Genomic DNA, 26824 nt, shown 5'->3' with positions numbered 1-26824 from the left:
TGACGCGATGCCTTTCCCTCCCCGCTCGCTCCGCGACTGGCGCCGCCGTCCTGAATTTCTGGTCGGCGGCGCCTCGTTGCTGGCCGTCCTGATCGTCGGCTGGGGGGCGTGGTTCCTCTGGACGACGATGATGCGCCACCGCGCCACCGCCGATGAGACCCTCCGCGACCACGCCGCCTACCTCGCCGATTCCTATGCGGGCAGTGTCCAGAGCCGGACCTTCATCGATCTGCGCACGCTGCTGCGCGGCGCGCAACGGGCCCTGGTGGCGAAGGGACAACTGACCTCGGACTCGATCGCCACGCTGACCGGCGCCGAGGCGTTCTCGCCCTACGTGCTCGAACTGGCCCCGCATCGTTACTTCGTCTTCGACAGCGTCTCGGCGATCGCCACCTCCGCGGGTGACACCGCCGATGCGATCCTCGCCACCTCCCTGCGCACCCGCCTCGGCAAGCCGCGCGCCAAGGATGCCACGTATTTCGGCACCGTCATCGCGCGCGGCGCGGATACGTCGATTGCCTTTGTCGAACGCGAGCGTGGCGGCAAGCGCTGGGTCGGTCTCGAGATCCCGCTCACCCGCTTTCGCGAGAAGGTGCTCCGCCTGCCAATCACCCCGACACTGAACGCCTTCATGCGGCTGCGCGATTCGCTGCAGATGGCGCCGACCGACAGCAACTCGCAGCCGATCGCGGTCCGGGTGTTCGGGGATCACGGCGAGGTGCTGCTCGAGTCGGGCAATGTGGCCAACGGGGATTGGAAGAGTGACCGGATGGTGCTCGGACCGCTGATGGCGCGCATCACCTACGCCATTCTGCCGAGCGCCGTGCCGGTGCTGATGCCGGGCGGGTATCCACCGCTGCCCGGCGCGCGCGTCGCCATGGCCGTTGCGCTGGCCCTGCTCCTGGTGAGCGCCGCCGCGGTCACGGCCTGGCGCGCCGTCGCGCTCAGCCGACTGCGCGAGGAATTCACTTCGAGCATGTCGCACGAGCTGCGCACGCCGCTGGCCAACATCCAGCTGTTCGCCGAGACCCTGCTCCTGGAGCGAGCGGGCGGCGAGGCAGCCCAACGCGGCGCGCTTGACACGATCGTGCGCGAGACCCGTCACCTGGGGCAGATGGTCGAGAACGTGCTCGCGCTGTCGCGCGTGGGGCGCCCGGCGCACCGCCTCTCGCCGCGCCCGGAGGATGTCGACCGCCTGGTGCGGGAAGTCGCCGCGCTCTTCGAGCCCCTCGCCCGCGCGCATCGGATCGTCCTCGAGACGACCATCACGCCGGGGCCGATGGCAACGCTCGACGGGGACGCGGTGCGCCGCATCCTGATCAATCTGCTCGACAACGCGATCCGACACGGCGGCAGCGGCGGCACCGTCCACGTCAGCTCCCGGCATGACACAACCGTGCTCGAATTCGCCGTGGCGGATCAGGGGCCCGGCATCCCGCCGCAGGACCGGGAGCGGATCTGGGAGCCCTTCGAACGCGGCGAGGGGAGCGGCAGCGGCATCGGGCTCGCCGTCGTCCGCCAACTGGTCCTGCTGCACCACGGCTCGGTCCAGATCGAGGAGGTTGCTCCACACGGTGCGTGCTTCCGGGTCACGCTCCCCCTGATAGCAGGAGAATGACGATGCGCAGAATTCTGGTGGTCGAAGACAATCCGGGACTGGCCGAAGGGCTGCGGCTCAACCTGACCCATGACGGGCACGAGGTTCGGATCGCGACCAATGGGCTGGAAGGATTGTCGCAGGCGCGCCGGTGGGATCCCGAGTTGATTCTGCTCGACCTGATGCTGCCGCACATGGATGGCTTCACCGTGCTGCGCACCCTGCGCGAAGAGGGGCACGACGTCGCCGTGCTGGTGTTGTCGGCTCGCGCCGCGGAAACCGATCGGTTGCGCGGCTTCCGCCTCGGCGCCGACGACTACGTGATCAAGCCCTTCTCGCTGCCAGAACTGCTGGCCCGGGTCAACGCGATGCTCCGACGCCGCCCAGTGCACCCCAGCGAGCCGAGGGCAGCGAGCGAACGGTGGCAGTTCGGCACCGTGAGCGTCGACACCGGGACGCACGTGGTGCTGCGCGACGGCGAGGCGGTCGCGCTGCGCCCCCGCGAGTACGACCTGCTGGTCGCGCTGCTGCGGCGGGAAGGGCGTGTGGCCACCCGTGCCGAGTTGCTCGACGCCGTGTGGCAGTACGAGCCCGACATCGTCTCGCGCACCGTCGACGTCCACATCCTCGAGTTGCGCCGGAAGCTCGAAGCGGACCCCGCCAATCCGGTGCACATCCTGACGGTGCGGAAGACGGGGTATCGGGTGAAGACGGACTGATTCGATGATCGATGATCGTCCATCGATGATCGATCATCGATCATCGATCATCGATCCCCGCCTACGGCGTCCGCACGTTGAACGCGCCATTGGTGATCGTCAGCGTCCCGGTCGTTTGCGCATTCGGAGCCAGCGTCCCCGAGAAGGTGCCGGCGATGCGGGTTGGCGTCAGCGTGGTGATATTGAGCGTCCCGTTGTCGTTGCCCACTCCACCCCATGACTGCGCGGTCCCCACCCGGGTGATCGTGACCCGTCGGGTCGGCACCGTGAAGCCGGTGAGTGCGCCCGAGCCTGGCGTGGTGATCGGGCCGACCGTGATACTGATCGAATACTCCAGATTCATCCCACCCACGACGCGTGTCGTCGCGCCACCGCCAATGCCGCTCAGCGTCGCACTCACCTGCGGCGTCCCGTTGATCGTCGCGGTCATGGTGCTGCCCGCGAGGTCGGCTGTTGGCACGACGTAACCGGTGGACAACGGCACGTCGAAGACACCATTGGTCACGGTCGTGGTCGCCGTGCCGAGCGTTGCGGTCGCCGTGAAGGTGAAGGTGCCGGCCACACGTGTCGCGGTGAGCGAGGTGATGGTGACGCTGCCGGCCGCACCGGAGAGCGGCGTCGTGAAGCCGTTCACGCCGTTGACGAGCGTGACCGTGCCGCCGGGCGAGGTGCCGATATTCATCCCGAGCGGATAGGTGCCCGGCCCCGGGATGAACGCGAGGTACATCGCGATGCTCCGCGCGGCGCCCCCGACCACCTGGGTGGCCTGGAACGCGAGGCTGCCGGGGACGGTCGAGACCGGATTGGCCTGGATGGTGGCGCCGGTGAAGGCCTGCCCGTCGATCGAGGCGGTGACCTTGTCGGTCCCGTTGCCGCCCCCGCCAGGGCCGGTGGGCGAGCCGCCGCCACAGGCGGTGAGGATGGCCAGGGAGAGCGAGAGAACGAGACGGCACATGGGGACCTCCATTGGGGAAAAGCTCGGGCTTACTCTCCTTTGCGCCAAAGCCCCCGTGAATCCGTCACGATCCGCCCGCCGCCTCTCCCCCGCCCTGCCGGCAGGCGGTAGATTCGGAAGGCCACCGCCCCCCAGTCCATCCGACCTTTGCCCCAGCGCCTCCCCCTTGAGGACGCCCCTGCATGTCCCGAGTCGATCGCGACACCCTCGACGTCCTCTTCACTGCCGCCTACGCCGAACTGCGCGCGCTGGCGGCGCAGGTGCGCCGCGACCATCCGACCGCCACGCTCAACCCCACCGCGCTGGTACACGAGGCGTGGGCCAAGCTCGCCCGCTCACCCGGCTTCGAAGTCACCTCCGCGCTGCACTTCCGCCGGATTGCCGCCCGGGCAATGCGTCAGGTGCTGGTCGAGGCGGCGCGCCAACGGCACGCCGTGAAGCGCGGCGGTCCCGATGCCATCCTGGTGACCTTTGACGAGGAGCTGACCAACCACCTCGGCACCGCCGGCAGTCTGCTCGCGCTCGATGCGTCGCTCGCCGACCTCGCCAAGTTGTCGCCGCGCCAGGCGGCCGTGGTGGAGGCACGCTACTTCGGCGGACTCAGCGTCGAGGAAATCGCCGAACTGCTGACCATTTCCGAGGCCACGGTCTTGCGCGACTGGCGCGCGGCGCGGGCGTGGCTCGCCACCGAACTCGGCGCCACCCCCGCATGACCTCACCGGCTGCACGCCACGCCCGCGCCATGGCCCTCTTCCATCGGGCCCTCGAGCTGCCTGCCGACCAACGCGAGGCAATGCTGCACACCTGGGCCGGCGACGACCCCGAGGTGGTGAGCCGCGTCCGGGCGATGCTGGTCGCCGATGCGGCCGACGGCGACCTGCTCGGCGTCCGCATCGGCGCGATGGCGGCCGACCTGCTCGCGGCGCCCGCTGCTCCCGCCGACGGCGCGTTCGGGCCCTACCGCATCGTGCGCCAACTCGGCGAGGGCGGGATGGGGATCGTCTATCTCGTCGCCCGCGACGATCTCGGGACCGAGGCCGCGCTGAAGATCCTCCGCGATGCCTGGCTCTCGCCCGCACGTCGCGCGCGCTTTCGAAGGGAGCAGCGGACGCTGGCGCGCCTGGTGCACCCGGGGATCGCGCAGCTGCACGACGCCGGCGCGCTCGAGGATGGGACGCCGTGGTTCGTGATGGAGTACGTCGAGGGCGAGCATCTGACGGACTACTGCGAGCGCCGCCAACTGACGATCACCGAGCGGCTCCGGCTGTTGCGGGCCGCGTGCGAGGCAGTGCAGTATGCCCACGCGCGAGCCGTCATCCATCGCGACTTGAAGCCGTCCAATATCCTCGTCGGCGCCGATGGGCGCGTCGCCCTGCTCGACTTCGGTATCGCCAAGCACCTTGAGGACACCGAAGACCCGGTGCAGACGCAGACCGGCGCCGGGATGCTGACCCCGGCGTACGCTGCCCCGGAGCAGCTCGCCGAAGGGATCGTCAGCGCGCAGACCGACGTCCATGCGCTCGGGGTGATCCTCTACGAGTTGCTCGCCGGACAGCGCCCGTTCGGGGGCCCCGATGCCGTCGCGCGTCGCCTGACCGAACCCCCGGTCCGTCCCTCACTCGCCGCTGCACGGCACGGCCGCCGGACGGGCAACGACGCGACCTGGCGCGACCTCGACATCCTCACGTTGACCGCAATCCAGCGCGACCCGGCGCTGCGCTACGGAACGGTCGAGGCATTCGCGCGAGACATCGACCACTTCCTCGCCGGTGAGCCGCTCGAAGCCCATCCCGCGCGGTGGCGGTATCGGACTGGCAAGTTGCTGCGCCGTCGGTGGCGCGAGGTCACGGCCGCCACCACGGTGGTGATCGCCGCGATCGGATTGGTGACCTACTACACGATCCGTCTGGCCGACGCCCGCGACGCGGCGCAACTCGAGGCGCGCCGGGCCGAACGGATTCAACGCTTCACGATGGGGCTGTTCTCTGGGGGCGGTGACGATGCCGGCCCCGCCGACTCGCTGTCGGTTCGCGGCTTGCTCGAGCGCGGCGAACAGGAAGCCGCGGTGCTCGATCGGGACCCCGAGGGCCAGGCCGAGCTGTTTGCGACGCTGGGCACGATCCACCAGCACCTCGGTGACTACGACCGAGCCGACACGCTGCTGACCCGAGCCCTGGCGCGGCAACGCGCCTTGCACGGCCCGGTCCATCGCGACGTCGCCGCCGGGCTGGTGGCCCTGGGCCTCCTGCGCGTCGACCAGGCGCAGCTCGCGCCGGCTGAGTCGCTGGTGCGCGCAGGCCTCACCATGGCGCGCACAACCTATCCCGCTGGCGACCCCGCGATTGTCGAGGCGATGGCCGCGCTCGGCGCGGTCTTGCAGGAGCGTGGCGAATACAAGGCCGCCCGGGCGATCCAGGACTCGGTGCTGCTGGCCCGCCGGACGGCCGACCCGCTGCTGCGTGCGACGGCGATGGTGCACCTCGCCGCGACCTACTTCTATGCCGGCGAATACGCGCGCGCCGACTCGCTGCATCGCGAGGCGCTCCCCTTGCTCCTCGCCACCCGTGGCCCGCGCCATCCTTCGGTGGCGGAGATCCACACCAACCTTGGCGCCAGCGCCTTCCAGCGCGGCGACTACGCCCTCTCCGAACAGGAACAGCGCCAGGCACTCGACATCATTCGCGCCTGGTACGGCACCGACAATCCCACGACGGCGTCGGCGATCACGCAGGTCGGGCGCGCGGTGAGCCGCCTCGAGCGTCCCGACGAAGCACGTGCGCTGCTCAGCGAGGCCCTCGCCATCCAGCAGCGAACGGCAGGTCCGAATCACCCGCGCGTGGCATCGGCCCTCAACGAGCTGGCGTCGCTGGATCTCGCTGCCAAGCACTTCGACGAGGCCGAGGCTTCCTACCAGCGCGTCCGCGCCATCTACCAACAGGTCCACGGCCCCGATGACTGGCGCACCGGCATTGCCATCTCGAACCTCGGCGCCGTCGCCAACGGCCGCGAGGACTATCGCGCCGCCGAAGCCCTCTTCCGCGAGGCGAAGCGGATCTTCACCGCCTCGCAGGGGGGCACCCACGTCAACACCGCGATCGCCCGGCTCAAGCTCGGTCGCTCAATGCTACGGCAGAAGCGATATGCGGAGGCGCTGGACGAAACGAAGGCGGGGTTCGACATCCTGGTCACGCAAGCGGAGCCGTCGGTGTCGTACCTGAAGGCGGCGCGGACGGATATGGCGGCGGAGTATGAAGCGTTGGGGAGGAAGGGGGAGGCGGAACGGGTGAGGGCGGATACGGTGGGGAAGGAATAGTCATTGGTCGTTAGTCGTTAGTCGTTAGTCGTTAGAAGGGTGGGTTGTCATCCTGAGCGAAGCCCGCGAAGCGGGCGAAGTCGAAGGACCTTTCTAATGACCAACGACTAACGGCTAACGACCGAGCGTGATCACGTCGCCCTGCGTGCCGATAAGCTTCACCTCCGGCACCAACTCCACGCTCCACCGTTCCCTCACCCGATGCCGTACCTGCTGCATCAGCGCGATCACATCGGCGGCGGTGCCGTCGCCGGTGTTGACGAAATAGTTCGCGTGCATCGGGGAGACTTCCACGCCGCCGACACGGAGTCCCTTGAGCCCCGTCGCGTCAATGCACTGCCCGCTGGTGCGCGGGTTGCCTTCTGCCCAATCGGCCGGCAGCACCGGATTCTGGAAGACCGAGCCGCAGCAGGGCTGGTTGAACGGGGTCCCCTCGCGGCGCCACTTGTAGAGTTCCTCCGTCTCGGCCTCGAGATGCACCGGGTCCGCGGCCGAGAGCGCGCACGTGGTCTCGAGCACGACCACGTGACCGAGCTGGCTGCGCCGATACGAGAAGCCGGCCTCGGCTGCCGCGACGACGCGGTCGTGCCCCGACGCGTCCATCACCAGCACCGAGACGACGGTATCGCGCCACTCCGCGCCGTGGCAGCCGGCGTTCATCACGATCCCGCCGCCGACACTCCCTGGCACGCCGACCATCTTGTGGATCCCGGCCCACCCCGCCGCCGCGGTCCGCTTGGCGGCAAGCGGCGCAGGGAGCCCGGCCCCCAGCGTCCAGCGATCGCCCTCCTGGCGGAGTGCATCGAGGCCCTTCCCCATCCGGATCACCAGCGCGTCGAGGCCGGCGTCGGGAAAGAGGAGGTTGGAGCCGAGGCCGAGGGCGAACCAGGACACGCCGGCCTCCGCCGCCATCCGGACCGCGATGGCGACATCTTCGGCATTGGCCGGCATCAGCACGGTGGCCGGGCCACCGATGCGATAGGTGGACCAACGCGAGAGTGGTTCGCCCTCGCGCAGGTCACCCTGCACGCGCGCGCGCAACGCGGCCGCAAAGCCGGGATCGCGCGCCGTGGTCACGCCGGTGTCGCCTCGCGAGCCAAGCGATGCCACTCCTGCAGCGAGCGCACCTCGAGCGGACGGCTCTTCATCGCGATGATCGCGTCGACGGCCGCCGAGGCCGCGGAGAGCGTCGTGGTGTACGGGACGTGGTGCTGCAGCGCTGCGCGCCGCATCGAGTGGTCGTCCATCTGCGTCAACTTGCCGAGCGGCGTGTTGACCAGCAGCTGAATCTCCCCGGACACCATCAGGTCGATCGCGTTCGGCCGTCCCTCGTACACCTTCAACACGCGTTCTGCCGGGACGCCGCGGGCCCGCAGGTACTTGGCGGTGCCCGTCGTCGCGAGCACCCGGAAGCCGAGCTCGTGGAAGCGCCTGGCGATCGGCACCACCGAGCCCTTGTCGTGGTCGTTCACCGTCACGAAGACGGTCCCGCTGAGCGGCAACGCGCCATCGGCCGAGGCCTGCGCCTTGGCGAACGCCATCCCGAAGGAGTCGGCGATCCCCATGACTTCGCCGGTCGACTTCATCTCGGGACCGAGGCGGACATCGACACCCGCGAACTTGGTGAACGGGAAGACCGCTTCCTTGACCGCCACATACGGCTGCAGCGGATCGTCGCGGAGGCCGAGGTCCGCCAGCTTCTTCCCGATCATGACCGCCGCCGCGAGCGACGCCAGCGGGACGCCGGTGGTCTTCGAGACGAACGGGATGGTGCGCGAGGCGCGCGGGTTGACCTCGATCACGTAGACCACGCCATTCTTGACGGCGTACTGCACGTTGATCAGCCCGACCACCCCGAGCGCCAGCGCGAATGCCCGGGTGTGGGCCCGCATCTGCTCGACCTGCTCCTCGGTGATCAGGTACGGCGGCATCACGCAGGCCGAGTCGCCGGAGTGAATCCCGGCCTCTTCGATGTGCTGCATCACGCCGCCGATGATCACCGACTCGCCGTCGCAGATGGCGTCGACGTCGGCCTCGAAGGCGTCCTCGAGGAAGGAGTCGATCAGCACCGGATGGCCGGGGGCGACCGCTGCCGCCTCGTCGAAGAAGCCGCGCAGCTCGGGCGCGTCGTAGATGATTCGCATCGCCCGGCCGCCGAGGACGTAGCTCGGCCGGACCAGCACCGGATAGCCGATCCGCTCCGCCACTTCCAGCGCGGTCTCGATCGTCCGCGCCGTCCCGGCCGGCGGCTGGCGCACGCCAAGGGTGTTCACCAGCGCCTCGAAGCGTTGGCGGTCCTCGGCGGCATCGATGGCGTCGGGCGACGTGCCGAGGATCGGCACCCCGGCGGCCTCGAGCCCCTTGGCGAGCTTGAGCGGCGTCTGGCCGCCGAGCTGCACCACGACGCCCAGCGGCTTCTCCAGGTGGACGATCTCCAGCACGTCCTCGAGCGTCAGCGGCTCGAAGTAGAGTGCGTCCGAGATGTCGAAGTCAGTGGAGACGGTCTCGGGGTTCGAGTTGACCATCACGGTGCGATAGCCGAGCTCGCGGAAGGCGAGCGTCGCCCGGACGCAGCAGTAGTCGAACTCGACGCCCTGGCCGATGCGGTTCGGGCCCGAGCCCAGGATGATCACCGTCTTGCGCGTCTCGTCGGGGCGCGGGCCACCCTCGTTCTCCTCGTCCCAGCAGGAGTAGAGATAGGGCGTGCTCGACGGGAACTCGCCGGCGCAGGTGTCGACCGTCTTGTACACCGGGCGGAGGCCGAGCCGATGCCGCGTGGTGCGGATGTCGGCCTCGACCAGCGACTTGAGGTCGGCGAGCTGCCAGTCGGAGAAGCCGGCGCGCTTCATCCGCAGGATGATGGCGCGGTCGGCCTCATCGTTGGCACCATACGGGTGCGCGATCCACTCGTCTTCCATCGCCACCAGCTCGGCGAGCTGGTGCAGGAACCAGGGGTCGATCCCCGAGGCCTCGTGCAGGTCCTCGACCGACACCTTCGCGATGAGGGCGCGCTTGACCTGGAAGAGCCGCTCCGGCGTCGGCCGGCGGATCGCGGCGAGCAGCGTCTCGCGGTCGATGGCGTCGAGGCGGTCGTCGACCGGACCGGCACCGATGACCCAGCCGGCGCGCCCCGTCTCGAGGCCGCGGAAGCCCTTCTGCAGCGCCTCCTTGAAGGTGCGGCCGATCGCCATCGCCTCGCCGACCGACTTCATCTGCGTGGTGAGCGTCGGCTCGGCGGCCGGGAACTTCTCGAAGGCGAAGCGCGGGATCTTGACGACGACGTAGTCGAGCACCGGCTCGAACGACGCCGGCGTGACCTTGGTGATGTCGTTCGGCAACTCGTCGAGCGTGTAGCCGACGGCGACCTTCGCGCCGATGCGGGCGATCGGGAAGCCGGTCGCCTTCGAGGCGAGCGCCGAGGAGCGCGACACGCGCGGATTCATCTCGATCACCAACTGCTCGCCGTCGGCGGGGTTCACCGCGAACTGGATGTTGCAGCCGCCGGCGGCGACGCCGACCTCGCGGATGATCTTGATCGAGGCGTCGCGCATCGCCTGATACTCGCGGTCGGTCAGCGTCATCGCGGGGGCGCAGGTGATCGAGTCGCCGGTGTGCACGCCCATCGGATCGAGGTTCTCGATCGAGCAGACGATCACGACGTTGTCGGCGCCGTCGCGCATCACCTCGAGCTCGTACTCCTTCCAGCCGATGATGCTGCGCTCGACCAGCACCGAGGTGACCGGCGAGAGTTCAAGGCCGCGGGCCAGCATCGTGACGAACTCGTCGCGGTTGTAGGCGATGCCGCCACCGGTGCCACCGAGCGTGAAGGAGGGGCGCAGGATGGCGGGGTAGCCGGTCTGCTCGACCGCGGCGAGGCCTTCCTCCAGCGTGCGCACGACGTTGCCGCGCGGCGTGGCGAGGCCGATCCGCACCATCGCGTCGGCAAACTCCGAGCGATCCTCGGCGACGCGGATGGCGCGCTCGTTGGCGCCGATCAGCTCGACGCCGTACTTCTCGAGCGTGCCGTCCTTCACCAGCGCCATCGCGACGTTGAGCGCGGTCTGTCCGCCCATCGTCGGCAGCAGCGCATCGGGGCGCTCGCGCTCGATCACCTTGGCGACCCACTCGGGGGTCACCGGCTCGATGTAGGTGGCGTCGGCGAGTTCCGGGTCGGTCATGATCGTCGCCGGATTCGAGTTCACCAGGATGACCCGGTAGCCCTCCTCCTTCAGCGCGCGCACCGCCTGGGTACCGGAGTAGTCGAACTCGGCGCCCTGCCCGATGACGATCGGGCCGGAGCCAAGGAGGAGGATCGAGGAGATATCAGTCCGCTTGGGCATGTACGAGGTCCTGCAAGGTGCGGTCAAGGGAAATCTGGGGAGCCCAGCCGGTCGTGGTGCGCAGCCGGGTCGGGTCCCCGATCAGGATCGGCAAATCGGCCGCGCGCAACAGCGCAGCGTCCTGCACCGGACGCGCCGTGGTGCCGGCGAGTCGGGCGAGCATCTCGAAACACTCGGTCAGTCGGTGACCGGTCCCGCTGGCCACGTTGTAGGCCTCACCGGGCACACCCTTCGCCAACAGCGCAAGATAGGCCGTGACGACGTCGCGCACATCGAGGAGGTCGCGCACGGGACATGAGGTTGCCCACCGGGATCTTCACTGGCGCCGCCCGCTTTGCCCGCGGAGGCGCGCCGCCAGCGCCGGCAGCACGTAGATCGGGGCCTGCCCCGGACCGGTGTGCGGGAAAGGGCGGGCAATCACCACCGGCAGGCCGGTGCGGCGGCGCACTTCGAGCACCGCGACCTCGGCGCCGACCTTGCTCGCCGCATAGGGAGAGCATGGGGCCAGCGACGCCGTCTCGGGGATCGGCCCGCTGTGGTCGCGACCGTACACCTCGCCCGTCGAGACGAGGAGAAAGGTCGGGCGCCCCGCGTGTACGAGCCCGTCGGCGAGGGCGGCGGTCGCCCGGCATGCTGACGCGCATGGCGGCGGCCGGATCACGGCGCGCAGCCGCGCCGAGGCCATCGCGGCGAGGTGGATCACCGCCTCGGCGCGGTGGCAGCGAGCGCCGCGATGCCCGGCCGGGTCGCGCAGGTCCGCACGGACCGCCTCGCAGCCCGCCAGCTCATCGCCGGAGCCACGTGGCCGGATCCGGCGATTCGGGCGCGATGGCGGCGATGACATGATGCCCGCTGGCACGCGCCGCGCGCACCAACCATCGGCCGACGAAGCCGTCGGCGCCGGTCACCAGCAGACGGCTCACGCCGGGCGCAGCCGCGCGAGGTCGGCGTCGACCATCATGTGAATCAATCCCTCGAAGGAGACGGTGGGCGACCAGCCGAGCTCGTCCTTGGCCTTGCGGGGATCGGCGAGCAGCAGGTCCACTTCCGCCGGGCGATAGAAGCGCGGATCGATGGTGACGTACTTTCGCCAATCGAGCCCGACGCGCTCGAACGCCACGCGCACCAGGTCTTCCACCGAATGCGTCTGGCCCGTGCCGATCACGAAGTCGGCGGGCTGGTCCAGCTGCAGCATCCGCCACATCGCGTCGACGTAGTCGCCGGCATAGCCCCAGTCGCGACGCGCCTCGAGGTTCCCCATCTTGAGTTCGGTCGCGAGGCCGAGCGCGATGCGCGCCACGCCATCCGTCACCTTGCGCGTGACGAACTCGATGCCACGCCGCGGTGATTCGTGATTGAAGAGAATCCCGCTCACCGCATACAGGCCGTACGACTCGCGGTAGTTCACCGTGATCCAGTGGCCGTAGAGCTTGGCCACGCCGTAGGGCGAGCGCGGATAGAACGGCGTTGCCTCGTGCTGCGGCGTCTCCTGCACCTTGCCGAACATTTCCGACGACGACGCCTGATAGAAGCGTGCCTTCGGCGCGGCGAGGCGCACCGCCTCGAGGATGCGGGTCACGCCGAGGGCCGTGAACTCGCCGGTGAGCACGGGCTGCGTGAACGAGGTCGGCACGAACGACTGGGCCGCGAGGTTGTACACCTCGTCCGGCTGGACCTCTTGCATGACCATCGTCAACGAGTGCTGATCGAGGAGGTCGGCTGCCACGATCTGGACCCGCGGGATCAGGTGGTCGATCCGCTCGTACGAGTGATGGGAGGTCCGCCGGACCACCCCAAAGACCTCGTACCCCTTGGCCAGAAGGAACTCGGCCAGGTAGGACCCATCCTGGCCAGTGATGCCCGTAATCAGGGCCTTTGGCATTGTGTGCTCCGGGGAGTTGTCAGACCGGCCCCCATCCCATAGATTTGGGGGCTATTGGAGTTCCGTCTTTCTGGACCGCCGCAAACGAGGATATCATGGCGCGCGTCTGCACCATCTGCGACAAGGGGCCGACTACCGGCAACCATGTCAGCCATGCGAACAACCGGCGGAAGCGCCGCTGGTACCCGAACCTCCAGACGGTCCGCGTCCTGGTGGACGGTTCGCCGCGCCGGGTGAAGGTCTGTACCAAGTGCATGAAGAGCGGGAAGGTGGCCAAGGCCACCAAGGTCGCTGTCGCGGCCTGACCGTTCTGCTCCCGGAGTGATCAACGGGTGGCGCCCTTCACGGGTGCCACCCGTTTGGCTTGTCCGGACGGCCGCGGACGGAAAAAGGGGACCCGAGGGTCCCCTTCTGTCCAACGGCCGGAGCAGAACACGGAGCCATCACTCGCCGACGAGCTCGATCCGCGCCATCTCGGCGCCGTCGCCGGGGCGATGCCCGAGCTTGAGGATGCGGGTGTAGCCGCCCGGACGCGCCGCGAAGCGCGGACCGATTTCCTTGAACAGCTTGGTGAGCAGCGTCTTGTTCGGGATCTTCTGCTCGACCTGCCGGATGGCGTGGAGGTCGCCACGGCGCGCCAGGGTGATGAGCTTCTCGGCGTACGGCCGGATCTCCTTCGCCTTGGCAACGGTGGTGGTGATGCCCTCGTGCTCGAACAGGGAGGCCGCCATGTTGCGCATCATCGCCCGCTTGTGGCTGGACGTCCGCGACAGCGCCCGTCCCTTCGTGTTGTGCCGCATTGCTTACGCTTCCTCGCCGCTGGCGGCCGGAATGGCCGGGAGCGAACCGTGATCGGTGATCCGGAGGTCGCCGTCGACCTCGTCGAACTTCATGCCGAACTTGAGCCCTTCCTTCTGCAACATTTCGGCGATCTCGTGGATCGCCTTGTCGCCGATGTTCTTCACATCGTCCAGGGTCTTCGGCGTCTGCTCGACCAGCTCCTTGAGGGTGCGGATCGAGGAATTCTTGAGCGAGTTGAGCGACCGGACCGAGAGGCCGAGGTCATCGATCGAGCGCGCCAGCGAGGCGGCAAGACCGGTCGGCGCCGGCGAGCTGACCGGGGCCGGAGTATCCGACGCCGGCGCGATGTGCACCGGCACCTTGCCGAACTCGACGAAGTAGCGGAAATGCTCCTGGGCGAGGGCGGCGGCGTAGGCCAGCGCGTCTTCCGGGGAGATGGTGCCGTTGGTCTCGACCGAGAGGGTCAAGCGATCGTAGTCGGTGCGCTGCCCGACGCGGGTTTCCGCGACGGTGAAGTTGGCACGACGGACCGGGTTGTAGATCGCGTCGATGCGGACGAGGTCGACCGGGAACGAGCGATCGGTCGGGTGCATCTCGGACTCGACGTAGCCGCGGCCCTTGTTCACGTAGAGCTCGCAGTTGATCTCGCGATCTTCCTGCACCGTGAAGAGCAGCTGATCCGGGTGGTGGATCGTCGCGTGGCCGGTCGACTGGATGTCGCGGGCGTAGACCGGGCCGGGGCCCTGCGCGACGATGCGCAGGATCGACTCGTCGACGGACGGATCGAGGACCAGGGTGAGCGCCTTGAGGCGCTGCACGATCTGGTGCACGTCTTCCAGGACACCCTGCACCGTCTGATGCTCGTGGACCACGCCGTCGAGGCGGAAGCCCCAGACCGCGCTGCCGCGCAGCGACGACAGCAGCAGCCGGCGCAGCGAGTTGCCGATCGTGTGCCCGAAGCCGCGCTCGAGCGGCTGGAGGCGGAACTCCGCCACGTTCGGGTTGTCCTCGCGCTTCGTCATCTCGACGACGTGCGGGCGGACCAAACCAGTCAGGTCAATGCTCATCGGCCGCGTGTTCCCCTTCTTACTTCGAGTAGAGCTCGACGATCAACTGCTCCGTCGCGTTCACCGGAATGGCGTCGCGGGTGGGCAGTTCGAGGAGTCGGCCGGCGGCCTTCTCGGCATCCACCGAGAGCCAGGAAACCATGGCGCCACGCGACGCGGCATCCTGGGCCACCTTGACCGCGAGCAACTCGCGATCGGCCGGTGCGACACGGACTTCCTGGCCCGGCAGCACCTTGTAGCTCGGGATGTCGAGCTTGCGCCCGTTCACTTCCACGTGGCCGTGACGGACGAGCTGACGCGCCGCGCGACGGGACGAGGCGAAGCCCATCCGGTACACGATGTTGTCCAGGCGGGTCTCGAGCGCCACCAGCAGGTTGGTGCCCTTGACGCCCGGCAGGTGCGAGGCGCGCGTGTAGATGGTGCGGAACTGGGTCTCCGTGAGCCCATACATCCGCTTCACCTTCTGCTTCTCACGCAGCTGCTTGGCGTACTCGGACGTCTTGCGGCCACGCCCGGCGTTCTGGCCGTGCTGGCCCGGCGGATACGCCCGGCGCTCGACGGCGCACTTCTCGGTGAGGCAGCGGGTCCCCTTGAGGAACAGCTTGGTCCCTTCGCGACGGCACAGACGGCAGGCCGGTCCAGTATATCGTGCCATGGCTCAGACCCGCCGCTTCTTGGGCGGACGGCACCCATTGTGGGGAATCGGGGTCACGTCGCGAATCGACGCCACCTTGAGACCGACCGACGCGAGGGCCTGAATGGCCGACTCGCGACCGCTCCCGGGACCCTGGACGCGGACGTGCACCTTGCGGAGTCCGAGATTCAGCGCCTCGCGGGCGCAGTTCTCGGAGGCCACCGTGGCGGCGAACGGGGTGGACTTCTTCGAGCCCTTGAACCCCGCCTTGCCGGCGGTGCCCCACGCGATCGTGTTGCCGCGCAGGTCCGTGATGGTGATCAACACGTTGTTGAAGGTCGCGGAGATGTGGACCATCCCCTCCGACTCGACAATCTTCTTCGAGCGCTTGGCGCCCGACCGAGGTGCAGTAGTGGGTGCGGTCATTTACTTCTTCGTCGCCTTCTTCTTGCCGGCGATGGCCCGACGCGGGCCCTTCTTCGTCCGGGCGTTGGTATGGGTGCGCTGACCGCGAACCGGCAGCCCCCGCCGGTGGCGGATGCCCCGGTAACTGCCGATGTCCATCAGCCGCTTGATGTTCATCGCGACCTCGGTGCGCAGCGCGCCCTCGGTCTTCACGGTCCGTTCGATGATCTGCCGCAGACGGCCGACTTCGGCCTCCGACAGGTCACGCACACGGGTGTCAGGCGAGATCCCGGTCTCGGCGAGGAGCTTCTTGCTCGTCACCTTGCCGATCCCGAAGATGTACGTCAGACCGATTTCGACGCGCTTCTCGCGCGGAAGGTCTACACCAGCAATACGCGCCATGTTATCCCTGCCGCTGCTTGTGCTTGGGGGTGCGCTTGCAGATGATGCGCGTCACGCCCCGACGCTTCACCACCCGACAGCTCTCGCAAATCGGCTTCACGCTCGAACGAACCTTCACGATTGAACTCCGGACCCTAGGGTTGCGGGACAGCACGACAAGATACCGGCGGGATCAGCGACACGCAACCCCGTGCATCATTTTGCCGCAAACACTTGTCGAAAGGCAAGATACGCGGCCGCCGGGTCCGCCGCCGAGGTGATTGGTCGCCCCACCACCAGGTCGGTCGCCCCCCCGGCCAGCGCTGCCTCCGGCGTCGCGATCCGGGCCTGATCCCCCACGGCATCCTCGGCCCGGCGGATCCCCGGGACCACCACTCGGCCCCCTCGCACCGCCGGCACCACGGCCGCCAGCTCCTCGGCCGAGCAGACCACGCCATCCGCCCCGGCCGCCATCGCCATGGTGGCCAGCCGGGCCGCCTCATCGCCCGCGACGACCCCCGGGCGCCCCGTCACGGCCGCGAACTCCGCCGGGGTGTGCGAGGTCAGGACCGTCACCGCGACGACGCTGAGGCGGTCGCCGGCGGCCTTGGCGGCCGCCTCGATCATCGCCGGCCCGCCGAGCGCATGGACGGTGACCATCGAGACGCCGAGGTCGAGGGCGGCCTCGACGGCGCCACGCACCGTGTTGGGGATGTCGTGCCACTTCAGGTCCAGGAAGACCGGATGGCCGTTCGCCACCAGGGAGCGCACGAAGCCGCTCCCCGCCCGGGTCATCAGCACCGACCCCACCTTGACCGGACAGCGGTCCGGCAGGAGATCGAGCAGCGCCACCGCCGTGGGGGCGTCAGGAAGATCCAATGCGACAATGAGCTCAGCCACCGTGCTGCTCCAATGCTCTGACGATCCGTTCCGGGCACCGAGGGTCGGCGAGCCCGGCCGTGCCGATGGCGACCAGCGTCGCCCCGGCACGCAAATAATCCCGCACCTCAGCGGCCGATCGAACGCCACCCACGCCGATGATCGGCACGCCCGGAAGTCGGGCGGCGGTGCGCTTGACCGCCAGCACGCCGGTCGGCAAGAGCGCCGGGCCACTCACCCCACCGAAGCCGTTCCCCAGCCGCGGCGCATCGCCGTCGAAGAGGTACCCGGGCATCGTGTTCACCAGCGTGATGCCGTCGGCACCCGCGTCGTGGGCCACCGCGGCGATCGACGGGATGTCGGGCAACGCCGGCGAGAGTTTCGCAAAGAGCGGGCGCGTCGTCGCCGCACGGCATCGCGAGACCACCGCACGGACCGAGTCGGGATCGGCACCGAACTCGACGCCGCCCGCCGAGGTGTTGGGGCAGGAGAGGTTGAGTTCATACCCGGCGTGGCCATTGACCGACTCCAGCCGCGCAATGACCTCGGCATACTCCTCGATCGTGAAGCCGACGACGTTCACCAGCACCTGCGGCCCGCGCACGTTGGCGAGGAGCCACGGCAGCTCGTCGCGCGCAACCTGATCGGCGCCGGGATTGGCGAGCCCGATCGAGTTGAGCATCCCCCCGTGGAACTCGGCGACGCGTGGCGCGGCATTGCCACGCCCGCGGCGCGAGCGACACCGCCTTGGTCACCAGCCCGCCAAGACACGACAAGTCGGCGACGCCGAGCAATTCCCGGCCGTATCCCGCCGTCCCGGAGGCCAGCAGCACCGGATTGGCGAAGCGGATGCCGGCGACCTCACGCGCGAGTCCGCTCACTCCTTGTCCGCCTGCGCGGCGGCCGCGGCGGCGGCGAGCCGTCGCGCCCGCGCGGTGATGAAGTCGCCGAGCGAGTCTTCGAGTTGCACGAATCGCGGGTCGTTTTCCCCTCGCGCAAAGGCCAGGTAGGGGCTCGCCGTCATCGCCACCAGGCGGCCGCGCAACGCCTCGGTTGAATCGGGGACGATCGCCATCCGCGCCATCAGCGCCTTCGGCACGAAGGGCGACGCCGGCCACCCCTGCTCGAGTTGCCACCAGAGCGACGACGCCAGCGCCGGCGCCCGCAGCGAATCGCGGGCGACCTCCGCCAGCGCGAAGAGCGTGAGGTCGCCGGCACCCTTCCCCACCACCAGCGAGTCGTGTTCCGCGACCATCTGCCCGCCGATGCGCTGGAGTTCCGCGATCCGCGCGGCGGCGAGTCCACTGCCGGTGCCGAGATTGCCCAAGGCGTCGAGCGCCGACTGCAGTCCACGCATGGAAGTGGCCTGCCCCACGCGATACTCGGCGATCCGGAGCCGACCCTCGTTCACACTCCGCGACGCAGGCAACCGCACGAGCGACTGGAAGTGCCGCTCCGCGGCAACCGGGTCGACTGGCAGTCCCGCGTCGATGGCGGCGAACAGCCAGGCACTGCGGCGCACGTCATTGGCCGTGGGTTGCGCCGAGAGTCGTTCGAGGAAACGATCGGCATCAGCGGTGCTGTGCGCGGCGAAGTGTCGGACCAGCGGTTCCCAGGCGACGGTGCTGTCGGCCACGAGGAGCAGCGGCGCCACCACCTGGAGGGCCTCGTCGGTCCGGCCCAACGCGCTCAGCGCGACGGCGCGATCGACGCGTGCCGATGCCGTGTCCTCGCCGGCGAGCAGGGTGAGCGCCTCGTTCCACCGCTGCTCCTGCACGGCCAGATGACCGGCGCGGAGGTGCGCCTCTCGACGCCGGGCGGGATCACGGCTCTGGAGCAGTTCCGCGAAGTGCGCCCCGGCGGAGGGGTCACCCATCGCCGCGCGGCAGCGGCCGAGCTCCAGCAGCAGCCCCTCACGCCATGGTGCGTTCGGCAGCGCGATCAGCGCCTGATCGAGGGTCGCGATCGCGGCCGGGCAATCGGGTCGCCGCGCTTCGGAGCGGCCGCGCACCCAGAGCGCCTCTGCCGCGCCGCGCCCGACGCCGTGCGCGCGCGCATAGGCGGAGTCGGCCTTGACGCCCGCCAGGTCCCAGGCGCGCTGTGCCTCGAACGCCTGTCCGTTGCGCGCCGCGGCCTCGCCCTCGGCCGCCAGACGACGCGCCTGGTAGAGCGAGTTCGACCAGGTGCAGCCACTGAGCAGTACCACGCCGACCAGGAGGCGACGCATCACTTTTCCAACCCGCGCTGCGCGTCGCCAGTGCGGCGGTCGTATTCGCGCAGGTAGGCGACGATCGCGTCGGCGATCCGATCGGCGAGCGCGGCCTGACCGTCCGGACTCGACATCAGCTTGCCGTCCTCGGGGTTGGTGCTGTAGCCGAGCTCGATCAGGATCGCGGGGCGTCGCGCCGAGGCGAGCACCGCGAAGCCGGCCTGCTTCACGCCGCGATCGGGGCCGGTGTGCACCTCGCGAATGTGCGACTGCACCAGCTCCGACGCGCGCGCCGATTCCCGCAGGAACTCGTTGGTCTGCAGGTCCTTGATGATGAAGTCGAGCTTGCCGAGCGCGGGGGCATCGGTATCGGGCAGGTCAAAGCGGATGGCGTCGTTCTCCATCCGGGCCACGCGGGCCGCGTCGGCGGTCTTCGCGTCGGCGAGGAAGTAGGTCTCGAAACCGCGGACGCGGTCGTAGCCGGGGCGCTTGTCGAGGGAGTTCACGTGCACCGACACGAAGAGGTCGCAGCTGCCGCCACAGTACCGCGGCGCGCGATGGTTGAGATTGATGAGCGTGTCGGTGGTACGCGTCATCGTGACGCGCACGCCGCGCCGCTCGAGCTCGGCGCGCAGCTTGAGCGACACCGCGAGTGTCACGTCCTTCTCGTGGATCCCGCGCGGAAACTGAAGCCCCGGGTTGCCGGCGTCGGTGCCGCCATGGCCGGCGTCGATGGTGACCTGATGCCCTGGGCGCAATCCGTCGGGGAGGCGGGCGCGTTCCTCGGCACCGGTCGTGGTACGCGCGGGCCGGGTCACGATCGGCGTGCCGGCCGGGAGCTCCGCCAGGGTGGTCGTCAGCGGCGAGTAGGTCCACGCGCGCCGCGCGGGGTCGGCCAGCACATCGGCCACAAAGGCCAGCGGCACGAAGACGGTGTCGTTCCGGCGACGCGTCGCCGCGGGGAGATTGCGCAGCACGGTCCCATCCTGCACGACGGTCGTCCCCACCAGGAAGCGGTAGCTCGCGCGCCCTGCCGTCAGGGTGACCCAATCACGGCCTTCGACGCGGCCGGCCAGCGCCGACGCGAGCGCGGCGAGCGGCACCAACGGCCCCTCGCCCGCCAGCTGCGTCAACGGCACGCTCACGGCGCCCCGCGCGGTGTTGATCTGCAGGCGGGCCGGTGGGGCCCCCACGAACATCAGCGCGAGGGCGCCGGTGAGGAGCGCAGGCCGATTCACTGGCGTCCCTTCCACGATGCCGCGCGCGCAATCTCGCGCGTGGCGATCTGCTTCTTGAGGGTCTCGCGCTTGTCGTGCGCCTTCTTGCCCCGCGCGAGGGCGAGCTGGATCTTCGCGCGACCACCGAGGAAGTAGAGCTCGAGCGGCACCAGCGAGAGCCCCTGCCGCTCGACGGAACCGATCAACTTCTCAATCTCCTTCTTGTGCAGCAGCAGTTTGCGGGAGCGCACCGGATCGTGGTTGTAGCGATTGCCCTGTTCGTACGGGGTGATGTTCATCCCCTCGAGCCAGACCTCGCCCTTGTAGACGCGAGCGAAGGCTTCCTTGATCGACGCCCCCCGCCGACGCAACGACTTCACCTCGGTCCCGGTCAGCACCACGCCCGCTTCCATCGTGTCCAGGACGAAATAGTCATACGTCGCCTTGGGGTTGCGGGCGACGGAGAGGCGAGCCTTGGGCTCGGCGGCGGGGGCGGTGTCCTTGGGAGCCATGCTTCGAAAGTAACGGACGATTGGGTCGACTGCTTGACGCTCGGGCCGCGACGGGACTAGGTTTGCCGCCTCGCCGAAGTGGTGGAACTGGTAGACGCGCTGCGTTCAGGGCGCAGTGGGCGCAAGCCCGTGGGGGTTCGAGTCCCCCCTTCGGCACTCGCAGGACCCGGCACCGCCGGTCAGTACCGAGCCATCTGCTGGTCCACAAGCCTCGCCCAGGCGTCCACTCCGCCGGCGAGGCTTGTCACATGTGGAAACCCCGCGCGCCGCAACAGGTCGCGGGCGGCGGCCGAGCGGAGACCGTGGTGGCAGACCGTCACGATCGGCCGCGACGTGGGGAGTTCGCGCAACCGGGCCGGGAGCTCACCCAAAGGGATGACGGTGGAGCCCGGCAGCACGGCGATCGCCACCTCCCACATTTCCCGCACATCGAGCAGGACCGGGAGTTCGCTCGCCCCGAGGGCGCGCGCCAGCGCGGTCGGCGTGATCTCCCCGTCCCCATCCGCCATCGCCAGCGGCGTCAGGCCACAGAACGCGTCGTAGTCGACCAAGGTGGTCACGCTCGGGGCATCGCCACAGACGGCGCAGGCCGGGTCACGCGCCACGGCGATCTCCCGCACCGTGAGCGCCAGCGCGTCCACGAGCAGCAGGCGGCCCGCCGCGGATCGTCCGATGCCGAGCACCCACTTGATGGCCTCGAGCGCCTGCAGGGTGCCAATGAGGCCCGGCAGGACCCCGATCACGCCCGCCTCGACACACGACGGCACCAGCTCAGGCGACGGCGGCTCCGCAAAGAGGCAGCGGTAACACGGTCCCCCGCGCACCCCGAACAGCGAGAGCTGCCCCTCGAAACGGAAGATCGAACCGTAGACGAACGGCTTCCCCTCCAGCACGCAGGCATCGTTGACGAGATAGCGGGTCGGGAAGTTGTCACTGCCATCGATGACGAGGTCGTACCGTGCGATGATCGCGCGCGCATTGGCCGCGGTCAGCCGTTCCGCGATCGGTTCGACACGCACGAACGGATTGAGCGCCTCGAGGCGCGCCTTCGCCGAGACAACCTTGAGGTGGCCAATCGATGGCGTGTCATGCAGCACCTGCCGCTGCAGATTCGAGGCATCGACGACATCGGCATCGACGATGCCGAGCGTCCCGATGCCAGCGGCCGCGAGGTAGAGCGCCGCCGGCGAGCCGAGGCCGCCAGCACCGATCAGGAGAATGCGCGCTGATGACAGGCGCTCCTGCCCGGCCACCCCCACTTCAGGGAGGGTGAGATGCCGGGCGTAGCGCTGGAGTTCGTCGGAAGAGAGTCTGGTCACAGGCGAGGGGTGCGGCGCAATGCGCCGCACGGGCTAGGTCGTGTGCTGGAGCGTGACCAGCGTCGGGAGCTGGGCCTCGTCATTGGCCAACAGATCCGCGAGCGTGATCGACAGCAGCAGTTCGTCGATGCGACCCTGCAGCGCCTGCCAGACGGGGCGGATCGAGCAGGCGGTCGTCGGGGAGCAGCGCTCGGAATTGACCGGGTGCGTCGCGCAATTCATCTCGAACGTCTGGTGCTCCGACGCCGTCATGACATCATGTACCGTGATGCCTTCGGGGTCGCGGGCCAGGAGATAGCCGCCCTTGGCGCCGCGAATCGATTCGACCAGCGCGCCGCGGCGAAGGCGCAGGAGGATCTGTTCGACATAGTCCGGCGGGAGCTTCTCAAGTTCTGCAAGTTCGCGGGCGGCGATCGCGCGGGCACCGTCACGGCGACGCCGTGCCAGGTGCAGCGAAATGATCAGCGAGTATTCAGTCCACGTGGTCACGCGCATAAAATCACTTTGCTCCGAATGGCGGTGATGTCGACAGGGGGGGTCGGAGGTAAAGGGTGAATGATCGAGTAGGGTCATTCCCAGCTCCCTACCCCCGGAAGGTAAGCGATTCCGACCGTTCTGGTGGCAGAATCGCTTTCCTTCCCCAGATCACTCCCCTTCCTCGACCTCCCCAACCCCAGTCGGCGCGCTTCCCCCTGGGGCCTGGGCATAGGCCGAGGCGGCTCCGTGCTGATACACCAGCTGCCCGCCAGCGTGCCCTACCGAGTAACCCGCGGCCAGAACAGCCACGGTCCCCAAGGTGGTCACGATGCGCCCGGCATTGCCAATGGCGTCCCGCCGGAGCCCGAGGAGGCTGAGGGCAAAGACCGCCACGCCGATCACGACGAAGCGATCCGCCGCCTCCTCGTGGGCCTCGAAGGCAGCCTTGGGGACGATCTGCTCGACCCGGTCCTCCCCATCCTCGCCGGTTTCCTTGGCGATGAGCCCGGTGGCGACCAGGGCCGCCGCCATGGCGACGGTGATCCCCCAGGCGGCGCGAGGCGACGCCCCCCGACGGACGGCGAGCAGCCCACCGAGCGCGAAGAGTGGCAGCAGCACCGCGAAGGCGATCGGCAGGTGCACGATGGCCGGGTGGAGTGGGACGGGGAGGAGATCGGCGAACATGGTGGGCGCTCCTGGCTGACTGGACCGGCAGTGGCACGCCCGAATGACGCCCCCTCGCCGATCACGTGGGCCCAAGCTGCCGGGGAACGGGCGGCGTCACCATCCGGCATCCGTCCGCCTTGTGGTGGCGGGATGACACTCCGACATTTGCCGGATGCCACTTCAGCCGTCATCCAGCCCCGACGACCCGCCCGCCCCTGCCGCCCTGGATGCCCTGGTCATCGGCGTCCTGGCCTTGGTTGGCATCGGGGGCGTCGTCGATCTCCTCATGGACGAGCCGACGTCGTGGTGGTCGGCCCATATCCTCCTCGAAGTCGCCCTGGTCCTGACCAGCGCCACGCTCGCCACCTTCCTCTGGCTGCGGTGGCGCGCCGTCTCGGCCGAGCTCCGGCACACCCGTCGCTCCCTCGACGAGCGGCAGGTCGAACGGGATGCCTGGCGCGCGAGCGCGGAAGGCGCCGTTCGATCGTTCGGCGAGGCGGTCACCGCCCAACTCACGAAATGGGAACTCACCCCCGCCGAACACGAGGTCGCCCTCCTCCTGCTTCAGGGGTTGGGCCACAAGGAGATCGCCAGCCGCACCGGTCGCTCGGAACGGACCGTTCGACAGCATGCCGTCTCGGTCTACGACAAGTCCGGGCAGAGTGGGAGGGCGGAACTGGCGGGGTTCTTCCTGAATGGGTTGGGAGGGGGGAGTAACGGTGAACGGTGAACGGGGAACGGGGACGGGGACGGGGACGGGGGCGTGAAACGTGAGAGGTGAAACGTGAGCAGCTGTCCGCCATCGGCACCCGTTTCACGTTTTACGGCTCACCCTCTCTCCCGTTTGCCGTTCACCCTTCACTTCCCTTCCGCATCACCACCACCCCCGCAAACGGCCCCACCGCCAACACCGCCAGCGCCCAGCGCCATCCGAGCGTGTCGGCGAGCATCGGCACGAGTTGAATGCTGGCGATGGTGAGCAGGAAGCCGAGCGAGGTCTGCAGCGCGAGCGCCGTGCCGACGGCGTGCGGGGGCGCCAGTTCGGTGGCGAGTGCGGAGAACTGCGCCGAGTCGGCGATCACGGCGATTCCCCACACGAGCAGCGCAATCATCAGCAGCCAGGTCGGTGCGCCGAAGAGCAGCGGGGAAAGCGCCGCGAGCGTGCCACTGACCAGCATGGCCCCACGCACCACCTGACGCCGCCCGAAGCGGTCGGCCAGCAACCCACCGCCCACGCAGCCGAGGGCGCCGATCCCGACGATCGTGAAGGCCGCCGTCCCATGCGCGGCCGCTCCCTCGCCACGCGCCGCCGCAGCCGCCGTCAGGAAGCCCGGCACCCACGCCCAGAATGCATACAGTTCCCACATGTGACCGAGGTAGCCGCCGGTGACTCGGCGCAGCGGTCGGTCGCGCACCACCTCGCCGATCAGCCCCCAGTGAAATGGCCTGGCCGGGAAGGCATGCGGCCCGTCCTGCCAGGTGGTGCCGATGAGAAAGGCCGCCGCGAGGGCGGCGACGGACGGGACCAGCACCACCAGCTCGATGACGACGGCGCCATTCCCCTGCAGCAGATAGGGCAGCGCCTTGCCAATGGTGAGCGCACCCACCACGCTGCCGATCGCGAGACCGCGCGATTGACGAAACCAGGTGGCCGCCATCTTCATCGCGGGTGGGTACACGCCGGCCAGGCAGAGTCCCGTGACGAGCCGGGAGGCGACGAGCCACGGGAGGGTGGGCGCGACCAGCAGCGCCGCGTTTGCAATCGCGGCACCCACCGCCGACACCGCGAAGAGTCGGCGCCCGGGCACCACGTCGGCGATGTTGAACACTGCGATCACCAGCGTGCCGACGACGAAGCCGAGCTGCACGGTTGATACAAGCCAACCGACCTCGCCCGGGGTGAGGGCGAGGTCGGCTGCGCGGAGTGGAGCGGCGACGCTCCCCGCAAACCAGGTGGACATCCCCCCGACGACGGCGAGCGCGAGCAGCGCGAGCCGCCGCCATCGGGCGGCGTCGGTGTCGATCACCCGCTGACCGGCACGCCCTTGCCACCGCCCGGCACGCCCAGCTCGGTCATCGCGCGGAGGTCGAGCACCTCGTCCAGCTCCTTCCCCTCGAGCACCTTCTTGTCGGTGACCAGCTGCTTCACCGTCTTGCCCGTCGCGAGCGCCTCCTTGGAGAGCTTCGCCGATTCGGCGTAGCCGATCTTCGGCATCAGGGCCGTCACCAATGCCGGCGAGCGCTCCAGCCAATGCGCGCACATCGCCTCGTCCGCCTCGATGCCGCTGATGCACTTCTCGGCGAACACCCGGGCAGTGTTGCTGAGGATTTCCATGCCGAAGAGGACGTTGTGGGTGATGACCGGCATCATCACGTTGAGCTCGAGTTCGCCCGCCTTCGCCGCCATCGCCACCGTCGTGTCGAAGCCGAGCAGCTGATAGCAGACCTGATTGACCATCTCGGCGATCGACGGATTGATCTTCCCCGGCATGATCGACGACCCCGGCTGCACCGCCGGCAGGATGATCTCGGCGAGCCCCGTGCGCGGCCCCGAGGCGAGCAGGCGGATGTCATCGGCGATCTTGCAGAGGTCGAGCACGAAGGCGCGCATGGCGCCGCTGAACGTGGCGATGTCGCCCATCGACTGCATCAGCTGGATGCGATCGGGCGAGACCTCGAGCGCGACGCCCGAGAGTCGGCTCATCTCGGTCACCATCAGCCCGGGATAGACGACTTCCACGTTGATGCCGGTGCCGACGGCGCTGCCGCCGATGTTCATCGGGCGGAGCCAGTCGGCGGCCTGCGCCAGCTTGGCGCGGTGCCGGGCCACCGTGTGACCGTAGGCGGTGAACTCCTGGCCCAGGCGAATCGGCGTGGCATCCTGCAGGTGCGTCCGCCCCGACTTCATCACATGGTCGAATTGCTTTCCCTTCGCGAGGAAGGCCTCGGCCAGCTGATCGAGCGACGCCAGCAGCTTCGGCAGCGCGCGGAGCGTGCCGAGGCGCATCGCCGTCGGGATGACGTCGTTGGTCGACTGCGCCATGTTGACGTGATCGTTCGGGTGCACCGGCGCGTAGGCACCGCGGGGGGCACCGAGGATCTCGTTGGCGCGATTCGCGAGCACTTCGTTGCAGTTCATGTTGTGCGAGGTGCCGGCACCGGCCTGATACGGATCGACGACGAACTGGTCGCGGTGCTGCCCGGCGAGGACTTCATCGGCGGCCTGAATGATCGCGTCGGCAAACTCGGGCTCGAGGCGGCCAGTGTGCTTGTGGACGACGGCGGCGGAGCGCTTGATCATCACCACCGCTTCGACGAAGCCGGCGAGGGGGCGCAGTCCGGAGATGGGGTAATTCTCGACGGCGCGAAGGGTCTGGATCCCGTAGAGAGCGTCGGCGGGGACCTGCTTTTCGCCGAGGGGGTCCTTTTCGGTGCGGAATGACATGAGGGC

Annotated in this window: 30 protein-coding genes and 1 tRNA gene; 7 read left to right on the top strand and 24 right to left on the bottom strand. The window is 69.0% G+C overall.

All coding sequences use genetic code 11. From position 1 onward, the window contains the following. The first annotated feature begins 7 nt into the window (after window positions 1-7). Together IPP98_01890 and IPP98_01885 are read left to right on the top strand one after the other, a co-directional pair. Entirely contained in the window at window positions 8-1618 is a 1611-nt protein-coding gene (locus tag IPP98_01890; protein MBL0177863.1) for a HAMP domain-containing histidine kinase, read from the top strand. Beyond that, window positions 1615-2316: a response regulator transcription factor gene (locus tag IPP98_01885; protein MBL0177862.1), complete on the top strand. Its 702-nt coding sequence runs from the start codon at window positions 1615-1617 to the stop codon at window positions 2314-2316. Before IPP98_01890 ends, IPP98_01885 begins: the two co-directional genes overlap by 4 nt. A gap of 61 nt (window positions 2317-2377) precedes the next feature. Here IPP98_01885 and IPP98_01880 read toward each other — a convergent pair whose 3' ends face one another. Further along, on the bottom strand, window positions 2378-3271 hold the full coding sequence (locus IPP98_01880) for a hypothetical protein (GenBank protein ID MBL0177861.1): 894 nt from the start codon (window positions 3269-3271) through the stop codon (window positions 2378-2380). Window positions 3272-3453: 182 nt separating this feature from the next. On the opposite strand from IPP98_01880, the gene IPP98_01875 reads away from it, so the two are divergent. Then, window positions 3454-3984 carry a sigma-70 family RNA polymerase sigma factor gene (locus tag IPP98_01875; GenBank protein MBL0177860.1) on the top strand — a complete coding sequence of 177 codons (531 nt, stop codon included), beginning with the start codon at window positions 3454-3456 and terminating at the stop codon, window positions 3982-3984. Next, window positions 3981-6584 carry a serine/threonine protein kinase gene (locus IPP98_01870; GenBank protein MBL0177859.1) on the top strand — a complete coding sequence of 868 codons (2604 nt, stop codon included), beginning with the start codon at window positions 3981-3983 and terminating at the stop codon, window positions 6582-6584. The genes IPP98_01875 and IPP98_01870 overlap by 4 nt, the downstream gene beginning before the upstream one ends. A gap of 114 nt (window positions 6585-6698) precedes the next feature. Here IPP98_01870 and murB read toward each other — a convergent pair whose 3' ends face one another. Genes murB through gmd form a run of 6 tightly spaced genes read right to left on the bottom strand, consistent with a single transcriptional unit; the run spans window position 6699 to window position 12806 of the window. Beyond that, the gene (murB, locus tag IPP98_01865) at window positions 6699-7661 is read right to left on the bottom strand and encodes a UDP-N-acetylmuramate dehydrogenase (protein MBL0177858.1); all 963 of its coding nucleotides are present in this window, start codon (window positions 7659-7661) and stop codon (window positions 6699-6701) included. Further along, window positions 7658-10924, bottom strand: coding sequence for a carbamoyl-phosphate synthase large subunit (gene carB, locus IPP98_01860; protein MBL0177857.1), 3267 nt, complete (start codon window positions 10922-10924; stop codon window positions 7658-7660). The genes murB and carB overlap by 4 nt, the downstream gene beginning before the upstream one ends. Continuing rightward, on the bottom strand, window positions 10908-11213 hold the full coding sequence (locus IPP98_01855; GenBank protein MBL0177856.1) for a GDP-mannose 4,6-dehydratase: 306 nt from the start codon (window positions 11211-11213) through the stop codon (window positions 10908-10910). Before IPP98_01855 ends, carB begins: the two co-directional genes overlap by 17 nt. A 27-nt stretch (window positions 11214-11240) precedes the next feature. After that, window positions 11241-11768, bottom strand: a complete 528-nt coding sequence (locus IPP98_01850; GenBank protein ID MBL0177855.1) for an SDR family oxidoreductase — start codon at window positions 11766-11768, stop codon at window positions 11241-11243. Beyond that, window positions 11710-11847: an NAD(P)-dependent oxidoreductase gene (locus tag IPP98_01845; protein ID MBL0177854.1), complete on the bottom strand. Its 138-nt coding sequence runs from the start codon at window positions 11845-11847 to the stop codon at window positions 11710-11712. The genes IPP98_01850 and IPP98_01845 overlap by 59 nt, the downstream gene beginning before the upstream one ends. Beyond that, window positions 11844-12806 carry a GDP-mannose 4,6-dehydratase gene (gene gmd, locus IPP98_01840; GenBank protein ID MBL0177853.1) on the bottom strand — a complete coding sequence of 321 codons (963 nt, stop codon included), beginning with the start codon at window positions 12804-12806 and terminating at the stop codon, window positions 11844-11846. Before gmd ends, IPP98_01845 begins: the two co-directional genes overlap by 4 nt. A 95-nt stretch (window positions 12807-12901) precedes the next feature. On the opposite strand from gmd, the gene IPP98_01835 reads away from it, so the two are divergent. Next, window positions 12902-13111, top strand: coding sequence for a 50S ribosomal protein L28 (locus IPP98_01835; GenBank protein MBL0177852.1), 210 nt, complete (start codon window positions 12902-12904; stop codon window positions 13109-13111). Window positions 13112-13249: 138 nt separating this feature from the next. Here IPP98_01835 and rplQ read toward each other — a convergent pair whose 3' ends face one another. The 12 genes from rplQ to smpB all read right to left on the bottom strand — a co-directional run bounded on the left by rplQ (window position 13250) and on the right by smpB (window position 20911). After that, window positions 13250-13606 (bottom strand): 50S ribosomal protein L17, encoded by a 357-nt coding sequence (gene rplQ, locus IPP98_01830; GenBank protein ID MBL0177851.1) that lies wholly within the window; start codon window positions 13604-13606, stop codon window positions 13250-13252. 3 nt (window positions 13607-13609) lie between these two features. Further along, window positions 13610-14629 carry a DNA-directed RNA polymerase subunit alpha gene (locus IPP98_01825; GenBank protein MBL0177850.1) on the bottom strand — a complete coding sequence of 340 codons (1020 nt, stop codon included), beginning with the start codon at window positions 14627-14629 and terminating at the stop codon, window positions 13610-13612. A gap of 64 nt (window positions 14630-14693) precedes the next feature. Then, complete coding sequence (rpsD, locus tag IPP98_01820; protein ID MBL0177849.1) at window positions 14694-15329, bottom strand: 30S ribosomal protein S4; 636 nt, start codon at window positions 15327-15329, stop codon at window positions 14694-14696. A 3-nt stretch (window positions 15330-15332) separates the two neighbouring features. Continuing rightward, on the bottom strand, window positions 15333-15734 hold the full coding sequence (gene rpsK, locus IPP98_01815) for a 30S ribosomal protein S11 (GenBank protein ID MBL0177848.1): 402 nt from the start codon (window positions 15732-15734) through the stop codon (window positions 15333-15335). Beyond that, entirely contained in the window at window positions 15735-16115 is a 381-nt protein-coding gene (gene rpsM / locus IPP98_01810; protein MBL0177847.1) for a 30S ribosomal protein S13, read from the bottom strand. A 1-nt stretch (window position 16116) separates the two neighbouring features. Further along, the gene (gene rpmJ / locus IPP98_01805) at window positions 16117-16233 is read right to left on the bottom strand and encodes a 50S ribosomal protein L36 (GenBank protein ID MBL0177846.1); all 117 of its coding nucleotides are present in this window, start codon (window positions 16231-16233) and stop codon (window positions 16117-16119) included. Window positions 16234-16310: 77 nt separating this feature from the next. Next, the gene (gene pyrF / locus IPP98_01800; GenBank protein MBL0177845.1) at window positions 16311-16994 is read right to left on the bottom strand and encodes an orotidine-5'-phosphate decarboxylase; all 684 of its coding nucleotides are present in this window, start codon (window positions 16992-16994) and stop codon (window positions 16311-16313) included. After that, window positions 16987-17577, bottom strand: coding sequence for a hypothetical protein (locus tag IPP98_01795; GenBank protein ID MBL0177844.1), 591 nt, complete (start codon window positions 17575-17577; stop codon window positions 16987-16989). Before IPP98_01795 ends, pyrF begins: the two co-directional genes overlap by 8 nt. Beyond that, window positions 17474-17854, bottom strand: a complete 381-nt coding sequence (locus tag IPP98_01790) for a hypothetical protein (protein ID MBL0177843.1) — start codon at window positions 17852-17854, stop codon at window positions 17474-17476. The genes IPP98_01795 and IPP98_01790 overlap by 104 nt, the downstream gene beginning before the upstream one ends. Then, window positions 17851-19200: a hypothetical protein gene (locus IPP98_01785; GenBank protein ID MBL0177842.1), complete on the bottom strand. Its 1350-nt coding sequence runs from the start codon at window positions 19198-19200 to the stop codon at window positions 17851-17853. The genes IPP98_01790 and IPP98_01785 overlap by 4 nt, the downstream gene beginning before the upstream one ends. Beyond that, the gene (locus IPP98_01780) at window positions 19200-20420 is read right to left on the bottom strand and encodes an N-acetylmuramoyl-L-alanine amidase (protein MBL0177841.1); all 1221 of its coding nucleotides are present in this window, start codon (window positions 20418-20420) and stop codon (window positions 19200-19202) included. The genes IPP98_01785 and IPP98_01780 overlap by 1 nt, the downstream gene beginning before the upstream one ends. Further along, window positions 20417-20911 carry an SsrA-binding protein SmpB gene (gene smpB / locus IPP98_01775; GenBank protein ID MBL0177840.1) on the bottom strand — a complete coding sequence of 165 codons (495 nt, stop codon included), beginning with the start codon at window positions 20909-20911 and terminating at the stop codon, window positions 20417-20419. Before smpB ends, IPP98_01780 begins: the two co-directional genes overlap by 4 nt. A 72-nt stretch (window positions 20912-20983) precedes the next feature. Between smpB and IPP98_01770 the strand changes: the two genes are divergently transcribed. After that, window positions 20984-21067 (top strand) — tRNA-Leu (locus IPP98_01770). Between the two features lie 23 nt (window positions 21068-21090). On the opposite strand, the gene moeB is transcribed toward IPP98_01770, so the two are convergent. The 3 genes from moeB to IPP98_01755 form a co-directional block, all read right to left on the bottom strand. After that, entirely contained in the window at window positions 21091-22251 is a 1161-nt protein-coding gene (gene moeB, locus IPP98_01765; protein ID MBL0177839.1) for a molybdopterin-synthase adenylyltransferase MoeB, read from the bottom strand. A gap of 12 nt (window positions 22252-22263) precedes the next feature. Then, window positions 22264-22719: an Rrf2 family transcriptional regulator gene (locus IPP98_01760; GenBank protein ID MBL0177838.1), complete on the bottom strand. Its 456-nt coding sequence runs from the start codon at window positions 22717-22719 to the stop codon at window positions 22264-22266. 156 nt (window positions 22720-22875) lie between these two features. After that, a complete protein-coding gene (locus tag IPP98_01755; protein ID MBL0177837.1) occupies window positions 22876-23391 on the bottom strand; it encodes a hypothetical protein in 516 nt (171 codons plus the stop codon). Between the two features lie 358 nt (window positions 23392-23749). Between IPP98_01755 and IPP98_01750 the strand changes: the two genes are divergently transcribed. Next, the gene (locus IPP98_01750) at window positions 23750-24103 is read left to right on the top strand and encodes a helix-turn-helix transcriptional regulator (GenBank protein MBL0177836.1); all 354 of its coding nucleotides are present in this window, start codon (window positions 23750-23752) and stop codon (window positions 24101-24103) included. A 121-nt stretch (window positions 24104-24224) separates the two neighbouring features. Here IPP98_01750 and IPP98_01745 read toward each other — a convergent pair whose 3' ends face one another. Further along, a complete protein-coding gene (locus IPP98_01745) occupies window positions 24225-25400 on the bottom strand; it encodes an MFS transporter (protein MBL0177835.1) in 1176 nt (391 codons plus the stop codon). Further along, a complete protein-coding gene (locus IPP98_01740; protein ID MBL0177834.1) occupies window positions 25397-26818 on the bottom strand; it encodes an aspartate ammonia-lyase in 1422 nt (473 codons plus the stop codon). The genes IPP98_01745 and IPP98_01740 overlap by 4 nt, the downstream gene beginning before the upstream one ends. Window positions 26819-26824: the final 6 nt, after the last annotated feature.

The sequence above is a fragment of the Gemmatimonadota bacterium genome (genome assembly GCA_016720805.1).
Taxonomy (GTDB): Bacteria; Gemmatimonadota; Gemmatimonadetes; order Gemmatimonadales; family GWC2-71-9; genus Palsa-1233.
Note: the sequence above shows the minus strand (reverse complement) of the source record. Positions and strands in the feature narration are given on the sequence as shown.

What these genes read in the sequence shown, in the direction of transcription:
- rpsM (MBL0177847.1), bottom strand. Translation starts at nt 16,115, where the DNA reads ATGGCGCGTATTGCTGGTGTAGACCTTCCGCGCGAGAAGCGCGTCGAA.
- IPP98_01850 (MBL0177855.1), bottom strand. Translation starts at nt 11,768, where the DNA reads ATGTCATCGCCGCCATCGCGCCCGAATCGCCGGATCCGGCCACGTGGC.
- IPP98_01870 (MBL0177859.1), top strand. Translation starts at nt 3,981, where the DNA reads ATGACCTCACCGGCTGCACGCCACGCCCGCGCCATGGCCCTCTTCCAT.
- rpsK (MBL0177848.1), bottom strand. Translation starts at nt 15,734, where the DNA reads ATGACCGCACCCACTACTGCACCTCGGTCGGGCGCCAAGCGCTCGAAG.
- gmd (MBL0177853.1), bottom strand. Translation starts at nt 12,806, where the DNA reads ATGCCAAAGGCCCTGATTACGGGCATCACTGGCCAGGATGGGTCCTAC.
- rpsD (MBL0177849.1), bottom strand. Translation starts at nt 15,329, where the DNA reads ATGGCACGATATACTGGACCGGCCTGCCGTCTGTGCCGTCGCGAAGGG.
- IPP98_01885 (MBL0177862.1), top strand. Translation starts at nt 1,615, where the DNA reads ATGACGATGCGCAGAATTCTGGTGGTCGAAGACAATCCGGGACTGGCC.
- IPP98_01890 (MBL0177863.1), top strand. Translation starts at nt 8, where the DNA reads ATGCCTTTCCCTCCCCGCTCGCTCCGCGACTGGCGCCGCCGTCCTGAA.
- IPP98_01740 (MBL0177834.1), bottom strand. Translation starts at nt 26,818, where the DNA reads ATGTCATTCCGCACCGAAAAGGACCCCCTCGGCGAAAAGCAGGTCCCC.
- IPP98_01835 (MBL0177852.1), top strand. Translation starts at nt 12,902, where the DNA reads ATGGCGCGCGTCTGCACCATCTGCGACAAGGGGCCGACTACCGGCAAC.
- IPP98_01825 (MBL0177850.1), bottom strand. Translation starts at nt 14,629, where the DNA reads ATGACGAAGCGCGAGGACAACCCGAACGTGGCGGAGTTCCGCCTCCAG.
- rplQ (MBL0177851.1), bottom strand. Translation starts at nt 13,606, where the DNA reads ATGCGGCACAACACGAAGGGACGGGCGCTGTCGCGGACGTCCAGCCAC.
- IPP98_01755 (MBL0177837.1), bottom strand. Translation starts at nt 23,391, where the DNA reads ATGTTCGCCGATCTCCTCCCCGTCCCACTCCACCCGGCCATCGTGCAC.
- IPP98_01785 (MBL0177842.1), bottom strand. Translation starts at nt 19,200, where the DNA reads ATGCGTCGCCTCCTGGTCGGCGTGGTACTGCTCAGTGGCTGCACCTGG.
- carB (MBL0177857.1), bottom strand. Translation starts at nt 10,924, where the DNA reads ATGCCCAAGCGGACTGATATCTCCTCGATCCTCCTCCTTGGCTCCGGC.
- IPP98_01880 (MBL0177861.1), bottom strand. Translation starts at nt 3,271, where the DNA reads ATGTGCCGTCTCGTTCTCTCGCTCTCCCTGGCCATCCTCACCGCCTGT.
- IPP98_01875 (MBL0177860.1), top strand. Translation starts at nt 3,454, where the DNA reads ATGTCCCGAGTCGATCGCGACACCCTCGACGTCCTCTTCACTGCCGCC.
- smpB (MBL0177840.1), bottom strand. Translation starts at nt 20,911, where the DNA reads ATGGCTCCCAAGGACACCGCCCCCGCCGCCGAGCCCAAGGCTCGCCTC.